Annotated in this window: 17 protein-coding genes; 3 read left to right on the forward strand and 14 right to left on the reverse strand. The window is 59.2% G+C overall.

Annotated elements, in window-relative coordinates; all coding sequences use genetic code 11:
* Positions 1-59: 59 nt before the first annotated feature.
* From rimK to hisH, 11 genes are all read right to left on the reverse strand, one after another.
* The gene (gene rimK, locus LW884_02210; GenBank protein ID MCE3007150.1) at positions 60-968 is read right to left on the reverse strand and encodes a 30S ribosomal protein S6--L-glutamate ligase; all 909 of its coding nucleotides are present in this window, start codon (positions 966-968) and stop codon (positions 60-62) included.
* A 14-nt stretch (positions 969-982) separates the two neighbouring features.
* On the reverse strand, positions 983-1,405 hold the full coding sequence (locus tag LW884_02215; GenBank protein ID MCE3007151.1) for a RimK/LysX family protein: 423 nt from the start codon (positions 1,403-1,405) through the stop codon (positions 983-985).
* A 37-nt stretch (positions 1,406-1,442) separates the two neighbouring features.
* Entirely contained in the window at positions 1,443-1,775 is a 333-nt protein-coding gene (locus LW884_02220) for a hypothetical protein (protein MCE3007152.1), read from the reverse strand.
* Between the two features lie 43 nt (positions 1,776-1,818).
* On the reverse strand, positions 1,819-2,703 hold the full coding sequence (locus LW884_02225; GenBank protein MCE3007153.1) for a sigma-70 family RNA polymerase sigma factor: 885 nt from the start codon (positions 2,701-2,703) through the stop codon (positions 1,819-1,821).
* A 58-nt stretch (positions 2,704-2,761) separates the two neighbouring features.
* Positions 2,762-4,201 (reverse strand): LptF/LptG family permease, encoded by a 1,440-nt coding sequence (locus tag LW884_02230; GenBank protein ID MCE3007154.1) that lies wholly within the window; start codon positions 4,199-4,201, stop codon positions 2,762-2,764.
* Between the two features lie 115 nt (positions 4,202-4,316).
* On the reverse strand, positions 4,317-6,017 hold the full coding sequence (locus LW884_02235) for a gliding motility-associated C-terminal domain-containing protein (protein ID MCE3007155.1): 1,701 nt from the start codon (positions 6,015-6,017) through the stop codon (positions 4,317-4,319).
* A gap of 65 nt (positions 6,018-6,082) precedes the next feature.
* Positions 6,083-6,976, reverse strand: a complete 894-nt coding sequence (locus LW884_02240; GenBank protein ID MCE3007156.1) for a hypothetical protein — start codon at positions 6,974-6,976, stop codon at positions 6,083-6,085.
* A 200-nt stretch (positions 6,977-7,176) separates the two neighbouring features.
* Entirely contained in the window at positions 7,177-7,788 is a 612-nt protein-coding gene (gene hisIE, locus LW884_02245) for a bifunctional phosphoribosyl-AMP cyclohydrolase/phosphoribosyl-ATP diphosphatase HisIE (protein MCE3007157.1), read from the reverse strand.
* Positions 7,785-8,540 carry an imidazole glycerol phosphate synthase subunit HisF gene (gene hisF / locus LW884_02250; protein ID MCE3007158.1) on the reverse strand — a complete coding sequence of 252 codons (756 nt, stop codon included), beginning with the start codon at positions 8,538-8,540 and terminating at the stop codon, positions 7,785-7,787. The genes hisIE and hisF overlap by 4 nt, the downstream gene beginning before the upstream one ends.
* 28 nt (positions 8,541-8,568) lie before the next feature.
* On the reverse strand, positions 8,569-9,288 hold the full coding sequence (hisA, locus tag LW884_02255) for a 1-(5-phosphoribosyl)-5-[(5-phosphoribosylamino)methylideneamino]imidazole-4-carboxamide isomerase (protein MCE3007159.1): 720 nt from the start codon (positions 9,286-9,288) through the stop codon (positions 8,569-8,571).
* A 29-nt stretch (positions 9,289-9,317) separates the two neighbouring features.
* A complete protein-coding gene (hisH, locus tag LW884_02260; GenBank protein MCE3007160.1) occupies positions 9,318-9,902 on the reverse strand; it encodes an imidazole glycerol phosphate synthase subunit HisH in 585 nt (194 codons plus the stop codon).
* Between the two features lie 435 nt (positions 9,903-10,337).
* Between hisH and LW884_02265 the strand changes: the two genes are divergently transcribed.
* The gene (locus LW884_02265) at positions 10,338-11,789 is read left to right on the forward strand and encodes a hypothetical protein (protein ID MCE3007161.1); all 1,452 of its coding nucleotides are present in this window, start codon (positions 10,338-10,340) and stop codon (positions 11,787-11,789) included.
* Positions 11,790-11,845: 56 nt separating this feature from the next.
* Here LW884_02265 and LW884_02270 read toward each other — a convergent pair whose 3' ends face one another.
* Positions 11,846-12,112 carry a hypothetical protein gene (locus LW884_02270; protein ID MCE3007162.1) on the reverse strand — a complete coding sequence of 89 codons (267 nt, stop codon included), beginning with the start codon at positions 12,110-12,112 and terminating at the stop codon, positions 11,846-11,848.
* A 109-nt stretch (positions 12,113-12,221) separates the two neighbouring features.
* Here LW884_02270 and LW884_02275 point away from each other — a divergent pair, with 109 nt between their 5' ends.
* The gene (locus LW884_02275) at positions 12,222-12,542 is read left to right on the forward strand and encodes a hypothetical protein (protein ID MCE3007163.1); all 321 of its coding nucleotides are present in this window, start codon (positions 12,222-12,224) and stop codon (positions 12,540-12,542) included.
* A 9-nt stretch (positions 12,543-12,551) separates the two neighbouring features.
* Here LW884_02275 and LW884_02280 read toward each other — a convergent pair whose 3' ends face one another.
* Both LW884_02280 and metG read right to left on the reverse strand, forming a co-directional pair.
* Positions 12,552-13,991, reverse strand: a complete 1,440-nt coding sequence (locus LW884_02280; GenBank protein ID MCE3007164.1) for a DASH family cryptochrome — start codon at positions 13,989-13,991, stop codon at positions 12,552-12,554.
* 23 nt (positions 13,992-14,014) lie between these two features.
* Positions 14,015-16,165, reverse strand: a complete 2,151-nt coding sequence (gene metG, locus LW884_02285) for a methionine--tRNA ligase (protein ID MCE3007165.1) — start codon at positions 16,163-16,165, stop codon at positions 14,015-14,017.
* 163 nt (positions 16,166-16,328) lie between these two features.
* On the opposite strand from metG, the gene LW884_02290 reads away from it, so the two are divergent.
* On the forward strand, positions 16,329-18,049 hold a 1,721-nt coding region (locus LW884_02290), incomplete at its 3' end, for a hypothetical protein (protein MCE3007166.1).

Raw genomic sequence — 18,049 nt, forward strand, 5'->3', positions numbered from 1 at the left:
TGTGGGCCGTGTCCTGGTACTCCTCGCTCCTTCTTTTATGATTGGGGTGGAAAGAGGGCCTACCCGCGCTCTTCGGCCACTTCTCTTCGTGCCACGCCTCGCTGTACGTAGGCAATTATTTCGGCCGCCACGTCTACGCCTGTGGCAGTCTCTATCCCTTCCAGCCCCGGGCTGCTGTTTACCTCAATCACAAAGGGTCCCTGGTTGCTGGGCAGGATGTCTACCCCGGCTATGCCCAGCCGCATGGCTTTGGCCGCAGCAATGGCGGCCTGGGTTTCCTCGGGGCTGAGGGTGATGGGTACTGCCTGCCCCCCCCGGTGCAGGTTGCTGCGAAACTCGCCCTTCACGCCCTGGCGGCGGATGGCAGCTACCACCCTGCCATCTACTACAAAGGCTCGTATGTCTGCGCCCCCAGCTTCCTTAATGAACTCCTGCACCAGGATATTGGCCTGCAGGCCACTAAAGGCTTCGATTACACTCTGGGCGGCGGTTTTGCTCTCGGCCAGCACTACCCCAAGGCCCTGTGTGCCCTCCAGCAGCTTGATGATGACAGGTGCGCCCCCTACCTCCTGTAACAGTGCCTCTACGTCCTGGCCCTTGGGAAACTTGGCAAAGGCGGTCTTGGGGATATTGACACCAGCCCGGGTAAGCATCTGCAGGCTGCGCAGTTTATCCCGGCTACGCGAGATGGCCACAGAGTCTACCGCACAGAAAACCTGCATCATCTCAAACTGACGCACAATGGCTGTGCCATAGTAGGTAACGGAGGCACCGATGCGGGGGATGACAGCCTGTACATCCTGCAGCAGCTCGCCCTTGTACAGTACGCCATTCATTTCGGGTTCCAGCACCATGCTGCATTTGGTGTGGTCTACCACGCGTATGCCCAGGCCTGCCTTCTTGCCGGCCTCCACCAGGCGCCGGGTGGAGTAGCTTTGGGGTTCTCTGCTTAGTACCAGCAGTTTCATCGGTTTGTCAATTTTTAGGAGTGGTGCATGCTTTTTTTCGATACGTCCACGATGTACCGGCCACTGAGCAGGCTGCGGCCAATCAGGATCGGGAAGCTCATGGTGTGCCGCTTGGTAAGGGAGAACCAGGTGGAGAACCGCTCTGTGCCCAGCACTACCTCCAGCGCTACATAGTAGCGCTGCTCGCTTTGCCCATTGCTACTCCGCACGGTCCGGGTCTGCACTACGGGTAGGCTGAGTAGCTGGCCGGTGTAGGCTTTGTATGACACATCCAGGGCAACGAAGCGCACCATCAGCTGCCCGTCATCGGCTACGTAGGGCTGTATACTGGTGCAGTGCAGGGCCGATGTGGTGGCTCCGGTGTCTACCTTGGCGGCAATCGGGTGCTCCGAAACATCGGGCAGGTACAGCTTCTCTTGGCGGCCCAGTATCTTCATGGTTTTGGGATATTCGTACCGGGCAAGGGCCGTAGACCTAGAAAAGTAAATAGTACAGCAGCAGCCCCAGCACAGATAGGCCAGCCACGGCAGCTGTAAGATACAGGAGGTGTTTCTGCCTGCTGGCGGTGGGGGTGGGTATATTTTGGCCCTTCTCTACCGATCTGCGAATTTGCTCCAGGCGTGCACGCATCAGCCGGTGCTCTGCTACGCGTATCCCCACCACGATGTCCTTGCGCAGCATCACCTCCTCCAGCAGCTCAGGGTCTTCCCGCAGGCGAGCCTCAAAGGCTATTGCCTGCTCTTCCGTCAGCTCCCTGCGCAAGTACTGATCTATCCACTGCTCAGTATGTAGGTCAATATGGGCCATTCTGCATGTATACGGGATAGCGCATTCTGCGTTCCGAAATTACTTAAAATTGCAAATCTTGGAATCGCTTTAGTACAAGGTCGCGAATTTTGTTCATGCAGCGTTTCTTCTGTTCCTTGCTGGTATTTGGGCCCTCGTAGCCCATTCGTTCAGCTATCTGCTCATGGCTTAGATTCTCGTAATAGAAGTAAGATAGAATCCGGTGGCATTTTTCGCCAGCGTGGCCAAAGATGTCTGCCACCATCTTTTGGCGTTCGTTCAGCAGGTCTTCGTCAAACTCGGCATAGTAGTGCACTTCGCCCTCGCTATCTGGCAGCCCCTCTATCGGGTCGGCAATGGGGTTGTTCTTCTTTTTCTTTTGATAATCGCGCCACTTGTTTTTGCAGATGCTAAAGAAGTAGGTCTTCAGGCTAGCACTGTCTGTGGGCGTATATTTTCCCGCTCGTACATTGCTCAGTAGTGCGTAGATGCCGTCCATGATAATGTCCTTGGCATCCTCTTCGGTACCGCCATGGCCGCGCACAAAGTAGCTGACCCCAGGAAAGTAGTGGCGCTGCATGTAGTAGAAGGCCCAGCCACTATCCTTGTCGCTCTGCAGGGTGGCTATTATCTTTTGGTCCAGCTCCTGGTTTTTCAGGGTGTTTTCCCAGCGTTCGTGCACCAGGCGGGCCAGGTACTCGGCCAGGCTCCGGCTACCCCTCAGGTCTACCCGGTCCATTTGGATGGCCTTTTTTAGCGCCAGCACGGCTTCTTGCAGATAGTCATGCACCAGGCGGGCAACGCCCATTTCCTCCGTTGCAATGTGTAGTGCCTGCACATACAGCTGCTCCAGGGCACCCGTCTGGCCAGCTTTTATCTGGTTTAGCAGTTTTCGGTCGGTATCGGTCAGGCTGCGGCTGCTCATGCCAGTGGGGGGGGGTGGAAACAAGATGCAAGTATGGAGCGAATTTACTAGAAAGACCCGCAAAAATGCCCTGTTGGGGCAGTTATCCGGTTTTTCTGCCATTCGTCTTCCCCCTGCCGGGCAGCAGCTGCCTCCAGGCGGCCAGGTCGAAGAGGCGGCTGTCTGTAGCGCTCTGGTAGGTTACGTACAGGGCAATGGGAAAAATAATCATGACCGGCATCCATACCCCGAACCATACGGGCACGGCACCGTCTATGGCCAGCTTCTTGCCCTGGGTTAGCAGTACGTAGTAGACAATGAAAAACAGAATGCTGATAATAGAGGGCAGGCCCAGGCCGCCCTTGCGAATGATGGCCCCCAGGGGTGCACCTATAAAGAGCATGATGATGCACGCCAGGGGCACCGCAAACATCATCTGGTATTCGATGCGAAACTTGTTTAGCACCTCCCGGTGCTCTTTCAGGTTGCGCTGCTGCTCGGCACACCACTGTTTCATCTGCCGCGCGGTATGCTGGGCGCGGGCCAGGCAGGCAGGCTGCTGGCTAGCCGGAATCAGCTCCAGGGCAGAGCGTGTATACAGCTGTGTGGGGGCCGGTTTCAGCCCGGCTATTTGTGCTAGGGCAGTGTCTATCCGTATCTGCTGGTTCAGCAGCCGGCGTACGGCCTCTGCGGGTTTGCGCGGCAGGGTTTTCAGGCTATCTATGCTGCCGGTTATCTCCAGTACATTCTGTGTGTACTGGTGGCGGCTGAAGAGGCTCTCGTCATTGCGCTGCAGGCCTACACCTGTCATGTCCAGGCTGTACTTTAGCGAGTCGAAGTACATGCGGGTAAAGGGGGCTACATAGCCCGCCTGCTGGTTCAGGGCGGGTTTTTCCTGGTACTGTATGGCCCCGAAGAGGGTGAGGCGCAGGTACAGCAGCCGGTCATCCATCACCACATAGGCGCTGTCTGCCACCAGGTGCTGGCTGTTTGCCGTAGCTTGGTCCGAGTGGTCCCACAGGTGAAAGTCGTGCATCATGCCTGCCTCGTCGCGGTCTCTGAACCAGATGCGGTAGCGCGGTATATTGCTATTGATGATACCGGCCTTGAGGGCAAACTCGGGTTTGGCCTGCTTTACATCATACAGCAGGCTGTAGAGCTTCAGGTTGGTAGCGGGGATAACAAACCAGCTGAGGTAAAAGGAAATTCCGGTAATGAGTGCCCCAAACATCAGTAGGGGATACATGACCCGAAACAGGCTGACGCCCGAGCTTTTGATAGCTGCCAGCTCGTACTGCTCGCCCAGCTTGCCCAGCGTCATCAGCCCGGCCACCAGCAGCGAGATGGGCAGGCTGATCTTGATCAGGTTGGCCATGGCGTAGAAGAACAGCTGGGCAATGACCCCCGGGCTGAAGACCTTGCCGAAAATGTCGTTCTGATACGTGCTGATAAACTGCAGCGTGAGGATGAACAGCACAATGCTGAAGCTGGCTAAAAAAGGTGGCACAAAGGCACGTAGCAGGAGGATGTGCAGTTTCTTCATAAACCTTGGGTATGCCGCTAAATTACGCCTTTTGCGCGGTCTCGTACGGCGGGCTTTGCCTCTTGGCCCACTCTTTGGTTCCGCTTACCAGCCGTTATTTCCAGCCTCGGTGCTCCTACCGGATAACCGTAAGCGTACGGATCAGCTCGCGCGTGCCGCCCTGGCAGTCGGGCACCTGGATGTGCACTACGTAGGTACCCTCGGGGGCATCGGCATTGCCGGTGCTGCCGTCCGTGCCGCGCCAGGGCTGGCTGCCCGCATATACCAGCTGGCCCCAGCGGTTGAAGACCTGCAGGCGGTAGGCGCCATCCAGGTAGCTGGCGGGGGGGTAGGTGTCGTGCAGGCCGTCGGCATTGGGGCTGAAGGCGGTGCCCCAGCGCTGGATAGCAGACTCGTCGGCATCTATCACTTCCAGCAGCGCCTGGGCGCTGCGGCCACAGCGGTCGCTAATCTCCAGGCGCAGGGTGCCAGACTGGGTGGGCAGGTAGGCGGGTTCCTCGCTCAGCAGGCTGCCGTCTTCGCTGGTCCAGCGGTAGGCCAGGCCGAGGTCGGCGGGCAGCTGCAGGGGGCGGCCCTGCTGGATGCAGCGGTCGTACAGGGGCGGCAGGTTGAGGCTCAGGGTGCTGGGGTCTGCCTGCCGGGTGATGACAACTGAGTCGCGGTAATAGTTGCCGCAGCTGTCGATGGCCGTCAGGCGGTAGGTGCCGGGTTGGGAAAGGGCAATCTGCCGGGTGGTGGCAATCACCTGGCTAAAGTCGGGATTTCGGGTCCACTCCCAGGTGTAGGCAAAGCTGCCGCTGGGGCCTACCCAGGTTTGGGTTTCGCCGGGGCAGAGTCGGGGCTCGCTGGTGCTGGTGAGGCTGAAGGGCTGGATGTCGTCGTAGCGGGTGAGGGTTACGGTGTCGCGGGCGGTGTTGCCGCAGCCATTGCGTACTTCCAGCAGGTATTCGCCGGGTTCGGTAAGGGTCAGGGTTCGGCTAGTCTGGCTGGTCAGCTCGGCGCCATTCCGCCACCAGCGGTAGCTGATGCCAGTACCTGCGGGCCCGGTCAGCACAGGGTTATTAGCAGCGGGGGGATAGGCGGGGTCGTTGGCGTTCTGGTCTGTCCAGCGGCACCAGGGGCGGTCGGGGCCCAGGGCGGGCTTCGGGGACGCAGCAGGCGGGCCTACCACCACCGTATCGCGGCTGGTAAGGTTGCAGGTGTTTTCTACTTCTACGATGTAGGTGCCGGGGCTGAGAACTTCCAGCTCGTGGCTGGCAGCACCCGGTACTGGATCTTCTACCCCTGCCGCCAGGGTGTACCAGCGGTAGCTGAGGGTGGGGGCGTAATAGGTGCGCAGGGTATCGGGCTCAGCACAGCTAAGGGAGATATCGGGGCCGAGGTTTACACGTGGGGGGGATGTCTCGCAGCCTAGCTTTACCACCCAGTAGTCGGAGAAGCCCAGGCTGTTTTCACTTTTTCCACCCGCTATATCCGTATCGGAACTAGATCCTCCCCCCAGGATATATCCGCCGTCAGCTGTCTGCTGTAGGGAATAGAGATTGTCCTCACCACTTCCGCCAAGTGTTTTGTCCCACTGTTTGTTTCCGTTTGCGTCCAGCTTTACCACCCAGTAGTCGTCTCCTTGACCGCCGTAGTATCGTGGACCCCGGTTGTTTTCGCTTTTCCCTCCGGCTATATCCGTATCTGAGTTAGACTCTCCCCCCAGTATATAGCCGCCGTCCGCTGTTTGCTGTAGGGAATGGAGCCCTTCCGTACCACTTCCTCCCAGGGTTCTGTCCCATTGTTTGTTTCCATTGGCATCCAGCTTTACCACCCAGTAGTCGTCTCCTTGACCGCCGTAGTATCGTGGACCCCGGTTGTTTTCGCTTTTCCCTCCGGCTATATCCGTATTTGAGTCAGACCCTCCCCCAGTATATAGCCGCCGTCACTGGTCTGTTGCAGGGAACTGAGCACATCCCAACCACTTCCTCCCAGGGTCTTATCCCATTGTTTGTTTCCGTTTGCGTCCAGCTTTACCACCCAGTAGTCTCGACCTTGGTTGTTTTCGCTTTTCCCTCCGGCTATATCTGCATCTGACGAAGATTCTCCCCCCAGTATATAGCCGCCATCTGCGGTTTGCTGTAGGGAATTGATCCCATCCAAACCATTTCCGCCCAGGGTTTTGTCCCATTGTTTGTTTCCGTTAGCATCCAGCTTTACCACCCAGTAGTCCGAGAATCCACGGCTATTTTCGCTTTTCCCTCCGGCTATATCGGCATCGGACACAGACCCTCCCCCCAGTATATAGCCGCCGTCACTGGTCTGTTGCAGGGAACTGAGCCAATCCCAATCACTTCCACCCAGGGTTTTGTCCCATTGTTTGTTTCCGTTTGCGTCCAGCTTTACCACCCAGTAGTCGCCGTTTCCACGGCTGTTTTCACTTTTCCCTCCGGCTATATCTGCATCAGAAAAAGATTCTCCCCCCAGAATATAGCCGCCGTCGCTGGTTTGCTGGAGGGAATTGAGTACATCTAAACTAATTCCTCCCAGGGTTCTGTCCCATTGTTTGTTTCCGCTTGCGTCCAGCTTTACCACCCAGTAGTTTGCATTAGACGCTCCCCCCAGAATATAGCCGCCGTCTGCGGTTTGCTGTAGGGAATTGATCCTATCCAAACCACTTCCTCCCAGGGTTCTGTCCCACTCGATAGTGGGCTGGGCCTGGGCGGTGAGTACGCCTGCCAGGCAAACGAGTAAAAAATGAACAAGGTATTGAACGTTGGGTATTGAACGCATGGCTGTATGGAACTTCGTGCTGACGTGATACATGGGCGTAAACGGGCCACACAGGCTCTTGGTGCCGAACCGCAAGGACTTCACGATAAATTCACACTAAATAGCGAAGCTGGACTGTTCAGCGGCTTTTCAGTCAGCTAAAGTTTACACCTGGGGTTTTTTCGCTTCCTGCCACTGCACCAGGGCGAGTAAGTGGGCTGCTATCGGTCGCGCTCAGCCAGGGTGGTAATCACCTCTTCCAGCTGCACCCCCTTGGCCACCAGCAGGGTGGTGAAGCGGTACAGCAGGTCTGCCGCTTCGTTCAGGAAGAGTTCCCGGTTCGAGTCTTTGGCCTCTATCACCAGCTCCACGGCCTCTTCGCCCAGCTTTTGGGCTATCTTGTTTATGCCGCGGGCAAACATCTGGCTGGTGTGGCTGCCTGGTTTGGGGTTCAGCTTCCGGTCGGTCAGTTTTCTCTCCAGCCGGTGCAGAAAGAGCGCGTTTGGGGTATTGGCCTCCTGCCAGCAGGTGCCGGCCCCGGTGTGGCAGGTGGGGCCTTTGGGCTTGGCTTTCAGCAGCAGGGTATCGGCATCGCAGTCCAGCGAGATCGATTTGACCACCAGGTAGTGGCCCGAGCTTTCGCCCTTGGTCCACAGCCGCTGCTTGCCCCGGCTATAGAAGGTGGCTTTCTCGGTTTGCAGGGTGTGCTGGTAGGCCTCGGCGTTCATATAGCCCAGCATCAGCACCCGGCCGGTATGCGCGTCTTGCACAATGGCAGGTACCAGGCCCTGGCCTTTTTCGAAGTCGATTAGTTTCGGATCGGGGGCAATCATCGGATGGGGAAGTGTAGGGTACGCAGGGTTTCCTTTAGCACGGGTACGGGCAGGGTGCCGTAGTGGAAGATGCTGGCGGCCAGGGCTGCATCGGCCCCGCCCTGGCGGAATACCTGGGCAAAATGCTCGGCGGTGCCACCGCCACCGCTGGCCACCACGGGTATGCGCACTGCCGCCGCTACCCGGCGGGTAATGTCCAGGGCAAAGCCCGCGCCGGTACCATCGGCATCCATGCTGGTCAGCAGGATCTCGCCCGCACCGCGCCGGTCTACCTCTGTGGCCCAGGCCACGGTTTCCCACTCGGTGGGGATGCGGCCCCCGTGGGTGTGCACGCGTTCGGTGCCGTCCTCCATACGGCGTGTGTCTATGGCTACCACCAGGCACTGGCTGCCAAACTCGTTTGCGATCTCGTCTATCAGCCCGGGCCTGCTTACGGCGGCCGAGTTTACACTCACCTTGTCGGCCCCGGCCCGGAGCAGGGTGCTCACCTGGCCTACCTCGCTGATGCCCCCGCCCACGGTAAAGGGGATATTGATGACCTGAGCGATGCGTGTAACCAGTTCGACAAAGGTTTTGCGACCCTCTACGGTTGCGGTAATATCCAGAAAGACCAGCTCGTCTGCTCCCTGGGCGGCATACTGGGCCGCCAGCTCTACGGGGTCGCCCGCGTCACGCAGGCCCACAAAGTTGGTGCCCTTCACCGTACGCCCGTCTTTGATGTCCAGGCAGGGGATGATGCGCTTCGTTAGCATGGCGGGGCGGTGGGGGGATAGTGGACTGCTAATTTACGTAGGAAGAGAGTTCTGCCAGACTGATCTTACCCTCATAATAAGCCTTGCCTACAATGGCACCATGCAGGCCCATGCGCTGCAGTTCGGCCAGGTCTTCGCTGTGGGCTATGCCGCCGCTGGCAATGAGCCGCAGCTCGGGGTAGTGCGTCAGCAGGCTTTCATACAGCTTGTAGCTGGGGCCCTGCAGCATGCCGTCTCGGGCAATGTCGGTGCTGATTACCTGCCGGAAGCCAGCCGTGTAGTAGGGCCTTAGAAAGGTGATGATATCCAGGCCCGAGTCCTCCTGCCAGCCCGCCACGGCTATGCGCCCGTCTCGGGCATCGGCCCCTAGTATCAGCCTGTCGGGGCCATATACCTCCAGCCAGCGCAGCACGCGCTCGGGCTGGCGCACGGCTACACTGCCAGCCGTAACCATGGTTGCACCCAGTGCGTAGGCTTTCTCCAGCTCCGTGTCGGTAGAGATGCCTCCGCCAAAGTCTACAATCAGGCTGGTTTGGCGGCATATCTGCTCCAGCACCGCTCCGTTCACGATCCGCCCGGCCTTCGCTCCGTCCAGGTCTACCAGGTGCAGCCGCTGCAGGCCTGCCTGCTCAAACTGCTGGGCTGTGGCCAGCGGGTCCTCGCTGTACACGGTTTTGTGGGCATAGTTGCCCATGCTCAGGCGCACGCACTTGCCGTCTATCAGGTCTATGGCGGGGATGATTTGCATGCTTGCGGAAGCGGAAAAAAAGGGTGAGGCTACAGGCGCAAAAAGTTTTCGAGTATCCGGCTACCCAGGGGCCCACTCTTCTCGGGGTGGTACTGTACGGCATAGTAGTTTTGGTACTGCACGCTGGCGCTAAAGGGTAGCATGTAGTGGCAGGTAGCGGCCGTATAGTCGGGGTGGTGCTCCGCGTAGTAGCTGTGTACAAAGTATACATGGCTGCCCTCGGGCACGCCGGTGTACAGGGGGCCTTTCAGGTCCGTCAGGGTATTCCAGCCCATGTGGGGCACTTTTTCATCCGGCGGAAAGCGCTTTACCTGTAGGGGGATGAGGCCCAGGCATTCGGTATCTTCTTCCTCGCTGTGCAGGCACATGAGCTGCTGCCCCAGGCAGATGCCCAGAAAAGGCTGGTGTAGGCTCCGCAGTACGGCATCCAGGCCCCGCTGCCTTAGGTAGGCCATGGCAGTGCCTGCATGGCCCTGGCCCGGGAAGATCACCTTGTCTGCGGCACGCAGCTGCTCCGCATCATCTGTTACCAGTGGCTCCACCCCCAGCCGGTTCAGGGCATTCACCACCGAGCTCAGATTTCCGGCATTGTATTGTACAAGGGCTAGCTGCATGGCAGGGGCAAAGGTACAGCTAAAAACTATGCCATGTGCTGTGTGTGCCGTATGCTTGCGTAGGGTTTCCGCACATGCTACCGGTACCAGTGTGGATGCCGGGCCTGCGGATGATGCCAGGCTAAATAGGCTAAAAGGAGCCGCCGGGATTTTTTGCGCATAGGGTGTGTGTCCTCACGGCCATATCTGTACTAGAAAGCCCCAGGCAGACGGTTATGTTCTTGCCCGAACAAATTGACAGACTTGTCCGCGCATAGGCACGTCTTGTCTAAACACTTAATGAATCGCACAGCGGGCTACTATCTTGTTGCTGATTTTTGGGGCGAATAAGCATAGGCAATTGCCGGCAGATGTGTGGCTTTTTTTAAGTGTTCAGGGCCCTGTCTGTTGGTGGAAAAGTAATAGTTTTGCCCTACCTACCTATCTATCTACCGCATGCAGGTTCTTTCAGATCTCATCCATTCGCTAACCAAAGAGGAGAAGCGCCTCTACCACCTCCATGGCAAGGGTGGGCGGCTTGCCCACCTGTACGAGGGCTACCTGAAGGCCGTGCATTATACCAAGGCGATAGACCAGCAGTTGTACAAGGAGCACTTCTCGGATGTAACCCGCGCCTTCTACAGCATGCAGAAGCGGGCACTGCTGGATGACATTCTGTTTGTACTGCTGCAGTTTAGCAACAGCGGGCACCCGGCCTACCAGTACCTGCGTGCCTACAGCCGGGGCATGATCCTGCTGCAGCGCCAGCTGGGCGAGGGGGCACGAGAGCAGCTGGAAGAGGCCACCGGCATTGCTGCAGAGGGGGGCTATCGGCATCGGCAGCGTACCGCCCTGGTTTTTCAGGGCGAAGCCCTGATGATTTGCGAAAAGCCTTCTTTCGATCAGTTTAGGCGGATACATGAAGAGCTGGACAAAATACAGGGCGAGCTACGCGCCCGAAACCGGGCGCGTAGCGCCATGCAGGCCATGCAGCTGCTGTACCATAACCACGATGCCCTGCCACAGGACCAGCGGGTGCAGCAGGCTGCGCACTACCTGGACCAGGTGGCGGAATATGACCTGACGGATCTGAAACCGGAGAACCTGCGTGCCATTGTCAAGATCCTGCGTACAAGGCTGATGTATGCCGAAATGACCGGCACGCAAGAAGAGAATCACCGGTTCCTGTCCGCCTACTATCAGCAGCACGCGGCCGACTATAGCGAGGACCGCTACTTCAAGTATGAAGTGCTGAACCTGCTGCTGAGTAGCGCCCTGAAGGCGGGCGACTTTCTGAGCCTGCAGGGCGCTATCTACAAGGTTACCCGACTGCTGGAAACCATGGACTCCGAGGTCAAAAGCCGCTTCCTACCCGGCTACCTGGAGACTGCCGGGCTATTTTACTTCTACGAAAAGGACCTGATAACGGCGCAGGAGTACTTCCAGCGGCTACTGGCTATCAAAGACCTGGACTATGAAGTGCTGAACCGCTGCATCTACTACCGCCTGGCCATTCTGATAGCTGCAAACCTGCCCAGGCAAGCAAAACAGGAGGCAGAGCAGTACAAGCGGCGCCTACCTGCCCTTGCGAATAACCCGATCCTGTGGGTGCTACAGGTGGTGATCGCCCTGGAGGATCATGCCGAGTCGGGCGAAATCTTGCTGATGATCGAGCGCATCAAGATCCAGCTTCGCAAGATGAAAGACATTCGCAAGTATCAGGATAACCTGTACCTGATAGAGGGCCTACTGGAGCGAAAAAAAGTGAAGATGCGTGCTTCGTACCTTTTCCCCCCACACTGGGAGCAGATTCTACGTATCGACCTGCTGCTGCTGGCCAAGAAGCAGAGCAATTTCTACTACAACCTGCTAACACAAGACTGGGAGCAGCGCAAGCGCGTATTCTAGCTGCCCCGGTGGGCTATGTCGAGTCTTGGCTCCCCGGTACGAATGCGCTGGGGGGGCTAAACCGCAGGCGTGTAGTGGCTCGGCATGTGTTTTTGCACTTCCTGTAGCATGCGCCCAAACGCTGCCGCCGTACAGGGCACGTACGCATCGCTTGCCAGCATCAGGCCCACCGATAGCGGGTCGTTCACAAAGTCGAACCGATAGGTAGTGCGCCCTCGGGTATCGTACATGCACACAGCCAAATATTCGTAGTCATTCAGGATGGCGAAATAGCGGGTAGCTTGTCTGCTATGTCGGGCAAGGTAATATTGGGCATGTATCATGTTTAATTACCAGTCTGATGCCTGTTTGGGGGGCGGGGTGTACCTGGTTTGATTGTAAATGCCTAATTTACAATAGGAGGCTTATCCCGCAAAAAATACTTGTAGATACTTGAAAAAAACTAAGTGCTTCGGCATGGAAGATTGGAACGATATAGAAAACCGGGTTGCCCCCTATTTTGGCACACAGCCGCTAGCCCTGGCCACAGATAGGGCCGCGCTGCATGCGCTGTTGCAGCAGTGGATCTACCAGCTGCTAGACCAGCAACCCGAACAGCTGGCCCAGCTGATGTATCGGCTGGATGTGGCCGAACCTCTGTTTCAGGCGGCCCTGTATGCTAGCCAAGGCCTGCCAGAAGCGGCCAGCCGGGTGGCCGACCTGGTGATAGACCGCGAGCTACAGCGCCTGGCACTGCGCAGGCGATTTAGCTAGGGTTACGCACTACCTTACAAACTTGCGGATGCGCGAAATGCGCTTGTGTATGCCGCTCGCCTTGAAGCCCAGCTTCCAGGCTGTTTCGCCCTCGCGGGCGCTCTGCATCAGGTCTGTCACCGGGCCGGGGTAGCCCTCTGGCGCAGGGTCTAGCAGCCAGGGCTGGTGGATGTATGGGGTAGGCACCTGTGCCAGCTCGGGCACCCAGGTGCGTACATAGGCTCCTTCTGGGTCGTACTGCTCGCCCTGCTTCACTACATGGAAAAACCGGTAGCCCCGCCCGTCGTTGCCCACTCCGGCGGCATAGTTCCAGTTGCCGTAGTGGCTACAGGGGTCGTAGTCTATCAGCCAGCGCTCCATCCAGGCGGCACCCAGGCGCCAGTCCAGGTGCAGGTTCTTGGTGAAAAAGCTGGCCACCACCTGCCGTGCCCGGTTGCTTATCCAGCCGGTGGCCTTCAGCTCGCGCATGGCCGCATCTACCAGGGGGTAGCCGGTCTGGCCCGCTTGCCACAGGCGCAGGTGCACGGCATCTTCCTTCCAGGGTATGTCTATGTTCATAATTCCGGCGGGGCGGAACAGCCGGGGGCCAAACTTGGTGGCTACGGCCCGGAAGTATTCTCGCCACAGCAGCTCGAAGAATAGCCAGTAGGTGCTTTCGTTGCGGGTACGTGCCTGCTCATAGCGTCGCAGCTCGGTATACACCTGGCGTGGGCTCAGGCAGCCCTGGGCCAGCCAGGGGCTTAGCCGGCTGCTGAAGTGCTCACCCTGTAGGCCGTTGCGGGTTTCGCGGTAGGTGGCTATGGCATCGCTCTCCCACAGGTAGTGGTGCAGGCGTGCCTGTGCAGCGGTTTCGCCCCCGCTTACCGTGTTTGCCCGGGGTAGGCTGTGGGTGAGCATCTCCTCGGGCCACGCGCCGGTGTAGGCCAGCAGGTGGTGTGGCGCAAGCAGGGGGGTGCGGATAAGTGCGGCAGGCTCTACCCGCTGGCGAAACTGCTTGAACAGGTCGGGCACCTGGCTGGGCGGAAAGGGCAGATCGTCTAGCTGGTACAGGCTGTTTCCATCCCAGCTGTGCCAGGCCAGGCCCTGGCTGCGCAGCTGCTGCCGCAGGGTGTAGAAGGTGGCCGACTCATTGGGCGCGGGCTCGTAGTGGGTGTATACGGCTGTGGCCCCGGTGGCCTGCACCAGCCGGGGTATCAGCCTGCGGCTATCGCCCTTCAGGACGCGCAGTGGGGCACCCAGCTGCTGTAGGCGGTGCTGCAGCTCGGCCAGGCAGGCCTCCATCAGCTGGCGGCGGTGTGGGCCCAGCCGGGGCTGGCCCATCCATACACTCTCCCAGTCGTCTTCCCAGATGTAGACGGGCAGCAGGGGCAATCCCGTCTGGGCGGCGTGCCACAGGGCGGGGTGGTCTGCCACCCGCAGGTCATACCGGAACCATACGAGTACGCACATGGGTCTTTGTCTTTTTTCTTACCCTAGCGTACTACACTCCCGTTTGGTAGCTCGGCCGGGGCCTGCTCCTGCGGCTGCACGAAGCGCAGCTTGCCATCTGGCCCCTCGGCCATCAGCACCATGCCCTGGCTTTCTATCCCCTTCAGCTTGCGCGGTGCCAGGTTTAGCAGCACACTCACCCGCTGGCCCACTAGGTCCTCCGGCGCATAGTGCTCGGCTATGCCGCTCACCACGGTGCGCGTGTCCAGGCCAGTGTCCAGCGTCAGCTTCAGCAGGCGGTCTGCCTTGGGCACCCGCTCGGCGGCCGTAATGGTAGCTATGCGAATGTCCAGTTTCTCAAAGTCGGGGAAGGCCACCTCGGGTTTGGGTGCAGGCACGGGCGCAGCCATGGGCACCGCATCTTCTGGGGCTGATGTGGGGAGGGCCTGGGCGGCACTGGCAGCCAGGGCAGCCTCCAGTTTTTGCTGCTGCTCGGCTATGGTGCTGTCCTCTATCTTGGTGAAGAGTAGGGTAGGCTGGGGCAGCACGCGCCCGGCGGGCACTAGCTGCCAGGCATCCTGCTGGTGCAGCTGGGCCAGGCTAGGCACGGGGGTATCCAGCAGCAGGCCCAGCTGCTGTGCTGTGCCGGGCAGGAATGGTTCTGCATACACAGCCAGCTGGGCTACCAGCTGCGTGGCGGTGTACAGGATGGCCTGCACGGCGGCTTCATCGGTTTGTATCCGCTTCCAGGGTTCGGTATCAGCCAGGTATTTGTTGCCCGCGCGGGCCATGTTCATGAGGGTTGTAAGGGCATCGCGGAAGCGGAATTTCTCCAGGCTCTGTGCATACTGGGCCTGTTCGGCCTGCAGGGCCCTGTGCAGCTCGGCGCGCTCGGCCACATCGGCCTGGGTGGCGGGGCAGGGGGGCACCGTGCCGCCATAGTACTTTTGTATCAGCGTCAGCACACGGTTTACAAAGTTGCCCAGGATGGCCACCAACTCATTGTTGTTTCGGGCCTGGTAGTCCTTCCAGCTGAAGTCGTTGTCCTTGGTCTCGGGCATGGTGGCGGCCAGCACATAGCGCAGCACATCCACCTTGTCCGGGAATGCGGCCAGGTACTCATGCAGCCACACCGCATAGTTCCGGCTGGTGCTCATCTTATTGCCCTCCAGATTCAGAAACTCATTGGCCGGCACCTGGCTGGGCACAATGTAGCTACCCTCGTAGTGCAGCATGGCGGGGAAGATGAGGGTATGGAAGACAATGTTGTCTTTGCCAATAAAGTGCACCAGTTCCGTATCGGGGTCCTGCCAGTAGGGTTTCCAGGCATCGGGGGTTCCGCGTTTTTCGGCCCACTCGCGGCTGCTGCTTATGTAGCCAATGGGGGCATCAAACCACACATACAGCACCTTGCCCTCGGCCCCCTCCAGGGGTACGGGTATGCCCCAGTCCAGGTCGCGCGTTATGGCGCGGGGCTGCAGGCCAGCCTTCAGCCAGCTCTGGCACTGGCCATACACATTGGCTTTCCAGTGGTCTTGCTTCGCGTCTACATACCCCTGCAGCCATTCGGCCTGCATTTTGTCCAGGGGCAGAAACCAGTGGCGGGTGCTTCGCAGCTCGGGTGTGGCCCCGCTTAGGGTAGACTTGGGCCCGATCAGGTCGGTAGGGCTCAGGCTGCTGCCACAGTTTTCGCACTGGTCGCCATAGGCGCGGGGGTGGTGGCACACCGGGCACTCGCCGGTTACGTAGCGGTCGGGCAGGAAGATGCCCGCCTGGGGGTCGTAGAACTGTGCGCTCTCGTGTGCGTCTAGCAGGCCCCGTTCATGGAATGTGCGGAAAAAACCTGCTGCCGTTTCGTGGTGGATGGGCAGGCTGGTGCGGCTGTAGTTGTCGAAGCTGATGCCAAACTGCTGCAGGCTATCGCGGATAAGGGGGTGGTATTTGTCGATCACCTGCTGGGGGCTTAGGCCCTCCTGCCGGGCACGGATGGTAATGGCCACGCCATGCTCGTCGCTGCCACACACATACAGCACATCGCGCCCCATGCTACGCAGGTAGCGCACATAGATATCGGCAGGCAGGTAGGCCCCCACCAGGTGACCGATGTGGATGGGGCCATTGGCATAGGGCAGGGCCGAGGTAACCAGATAGCGACTGGGCGTGCGTTCCGGGATTTTGGTGTCCGCTTTATTCATCCCACAAATATAGGCTATGGAGGGTGGCATGACAGGCAACGAACAACTTTGGGGCGGCGCTGCCGCTTTCGCTCCCGTTCAGCGCCCAATTTGTACCGTTCGCGAACTAGCTATTGCCCCTTCGGACGTGCGGAAGTATATTTGGGGGTCAATCACTGCTTTCATGAGGATTAGCCCCCACCTCCCTCGGCTCTGCTTTCTGCTCATTGGCCTGCTGGCCTCTGCCTACCCCCAGTGCGTAAGCACCCTGGCGGGTAAGGCGGGAGAGGCCGGCTATACCGATGGCCCAGGGGCGGATGCCCGCTTTGGGCATCCCTCTGGTATTGCCCTGGATGCCGGGGGGAATATATACGTAGCGGACTATGGTACTCGCACCATTCGGAAAATGACCCCTGCAGGGGTAGTAAGTACCCTGGCAGGCAGTGCCTGGGAAGCGGGTAGCACCGACGGGAGCATCGCCGATGCCCGCTTTAGAGAACCTATCTTCCTGGAAGTGGATGCGGGGGGAAACCTGTATGTGGCCGACCAGGCTGATCATACGATTCGCAAAATAAGCCCGACCGGGCTAGTAAGCACCCTGGCAGGTAAAGCTGGGGTACCTGGCAGTACCGACGGCACAGGGGTCGATGCTCGTTTTCGAACACCCTCAGGCATAGCCGTGGATGCGATGGGTAACCTGTATGTGGCTGATAGGAATAATCACACCATTCGCAAGATTAGCCCAAGTGGGGTAGTGAGCACCCTGGCGGGCAAGACTGGGGAACCTGGCAGTAGCGACGGGAGGGGAACAGACGCTCGCTTTCATGGACCCATTTGTGTGGCTGTAGATGCTGTAGGAAATGTGTATGTGACAGAGGATTACAATGAGGTCATCCGCAAGATTAGCCCCGATGGGGTAGTGAGCACCCTGGCAGGCACCGACGGAAGCGTAGCCGATGCCCGATTCTGGGGTTCAGTGGGTGTGGACGTAGATGCACAGGGGAATGTATATGTGGCACACTATGGTGCCAATACCATCCGCAAGATTAGCCCCGATGGGGTAGTGAGCACCCTGGCGGGCAAGGCCTGGGAATCGGGCAGCACCGACGGAAGCACCACCGATGCGCGCTTCGATGGCCCCACCGATGTAGTGGTGGATGCAACGGGTATTATATATGTAGTTGATTATTTCAACTACACCATTCGCAAGATACTTCCCCCTCTCCCCCAGCCTAGCCTTGGCCCCGACCGCCCCTGGTGCCGCTGGACTGACCAGAGCGCCAACGACCCCGCCTATCCCCCCGCTGCCAGCAACCCCAGCCTGGCGGGCCCCGTGGGTAGCCTGCTCACCTACACGTGGTGGCGGAATGGCACCGAGCTGACCAGCCAGACGAGCCGCACCCTCGCCATTACCGACCCTGGCACCTATGTGCTGGAAGTAGGCAACGGCTGCAACCTGACCAGCAGAGACACCGTGACCCTTACCCGCTACGACGAAGTACAACCCTTCACCCTGGCCAGCCAGCAGGAACCCCAGCTATGCCCCGGCGAAACCCAAACCTGGGTAGGCCCCAGCGGCAGCTTTGCCTACACCTGGGAGTGGGCCCGCGCCCCCGACTTTAGCCAGGTGATTGCCACCACCCGGCAGATTGCCCTCACCCAGCCCGGCACCTACCGACTGACGGCCATCGACAGCTGCGGCAACTATTACCGCGACTCAGTTGTCATCACCCGGCAGGCAGACCCCAGCACCCTGAGCCTCAACCTGCCGCCCCTATACGACCGCTGCATCCAGCAGGGCCGCCCCCTGCAGGCCCCCGAAGCCCCCGGCCTTAGCTATCGCTGGACGGACGAAGACGGCAGCCTGCTGAGCGAGGAGCCCACCTACCTACCCCTGAGCGGCCA

Source organism: Bacteroidota bacterium (assembly GCA_021300195.1).
Lineage (GTDB): Bacteria > Bacteroidota > Bacteroidia > J057 > JAJTIE01 > JAJTIE01.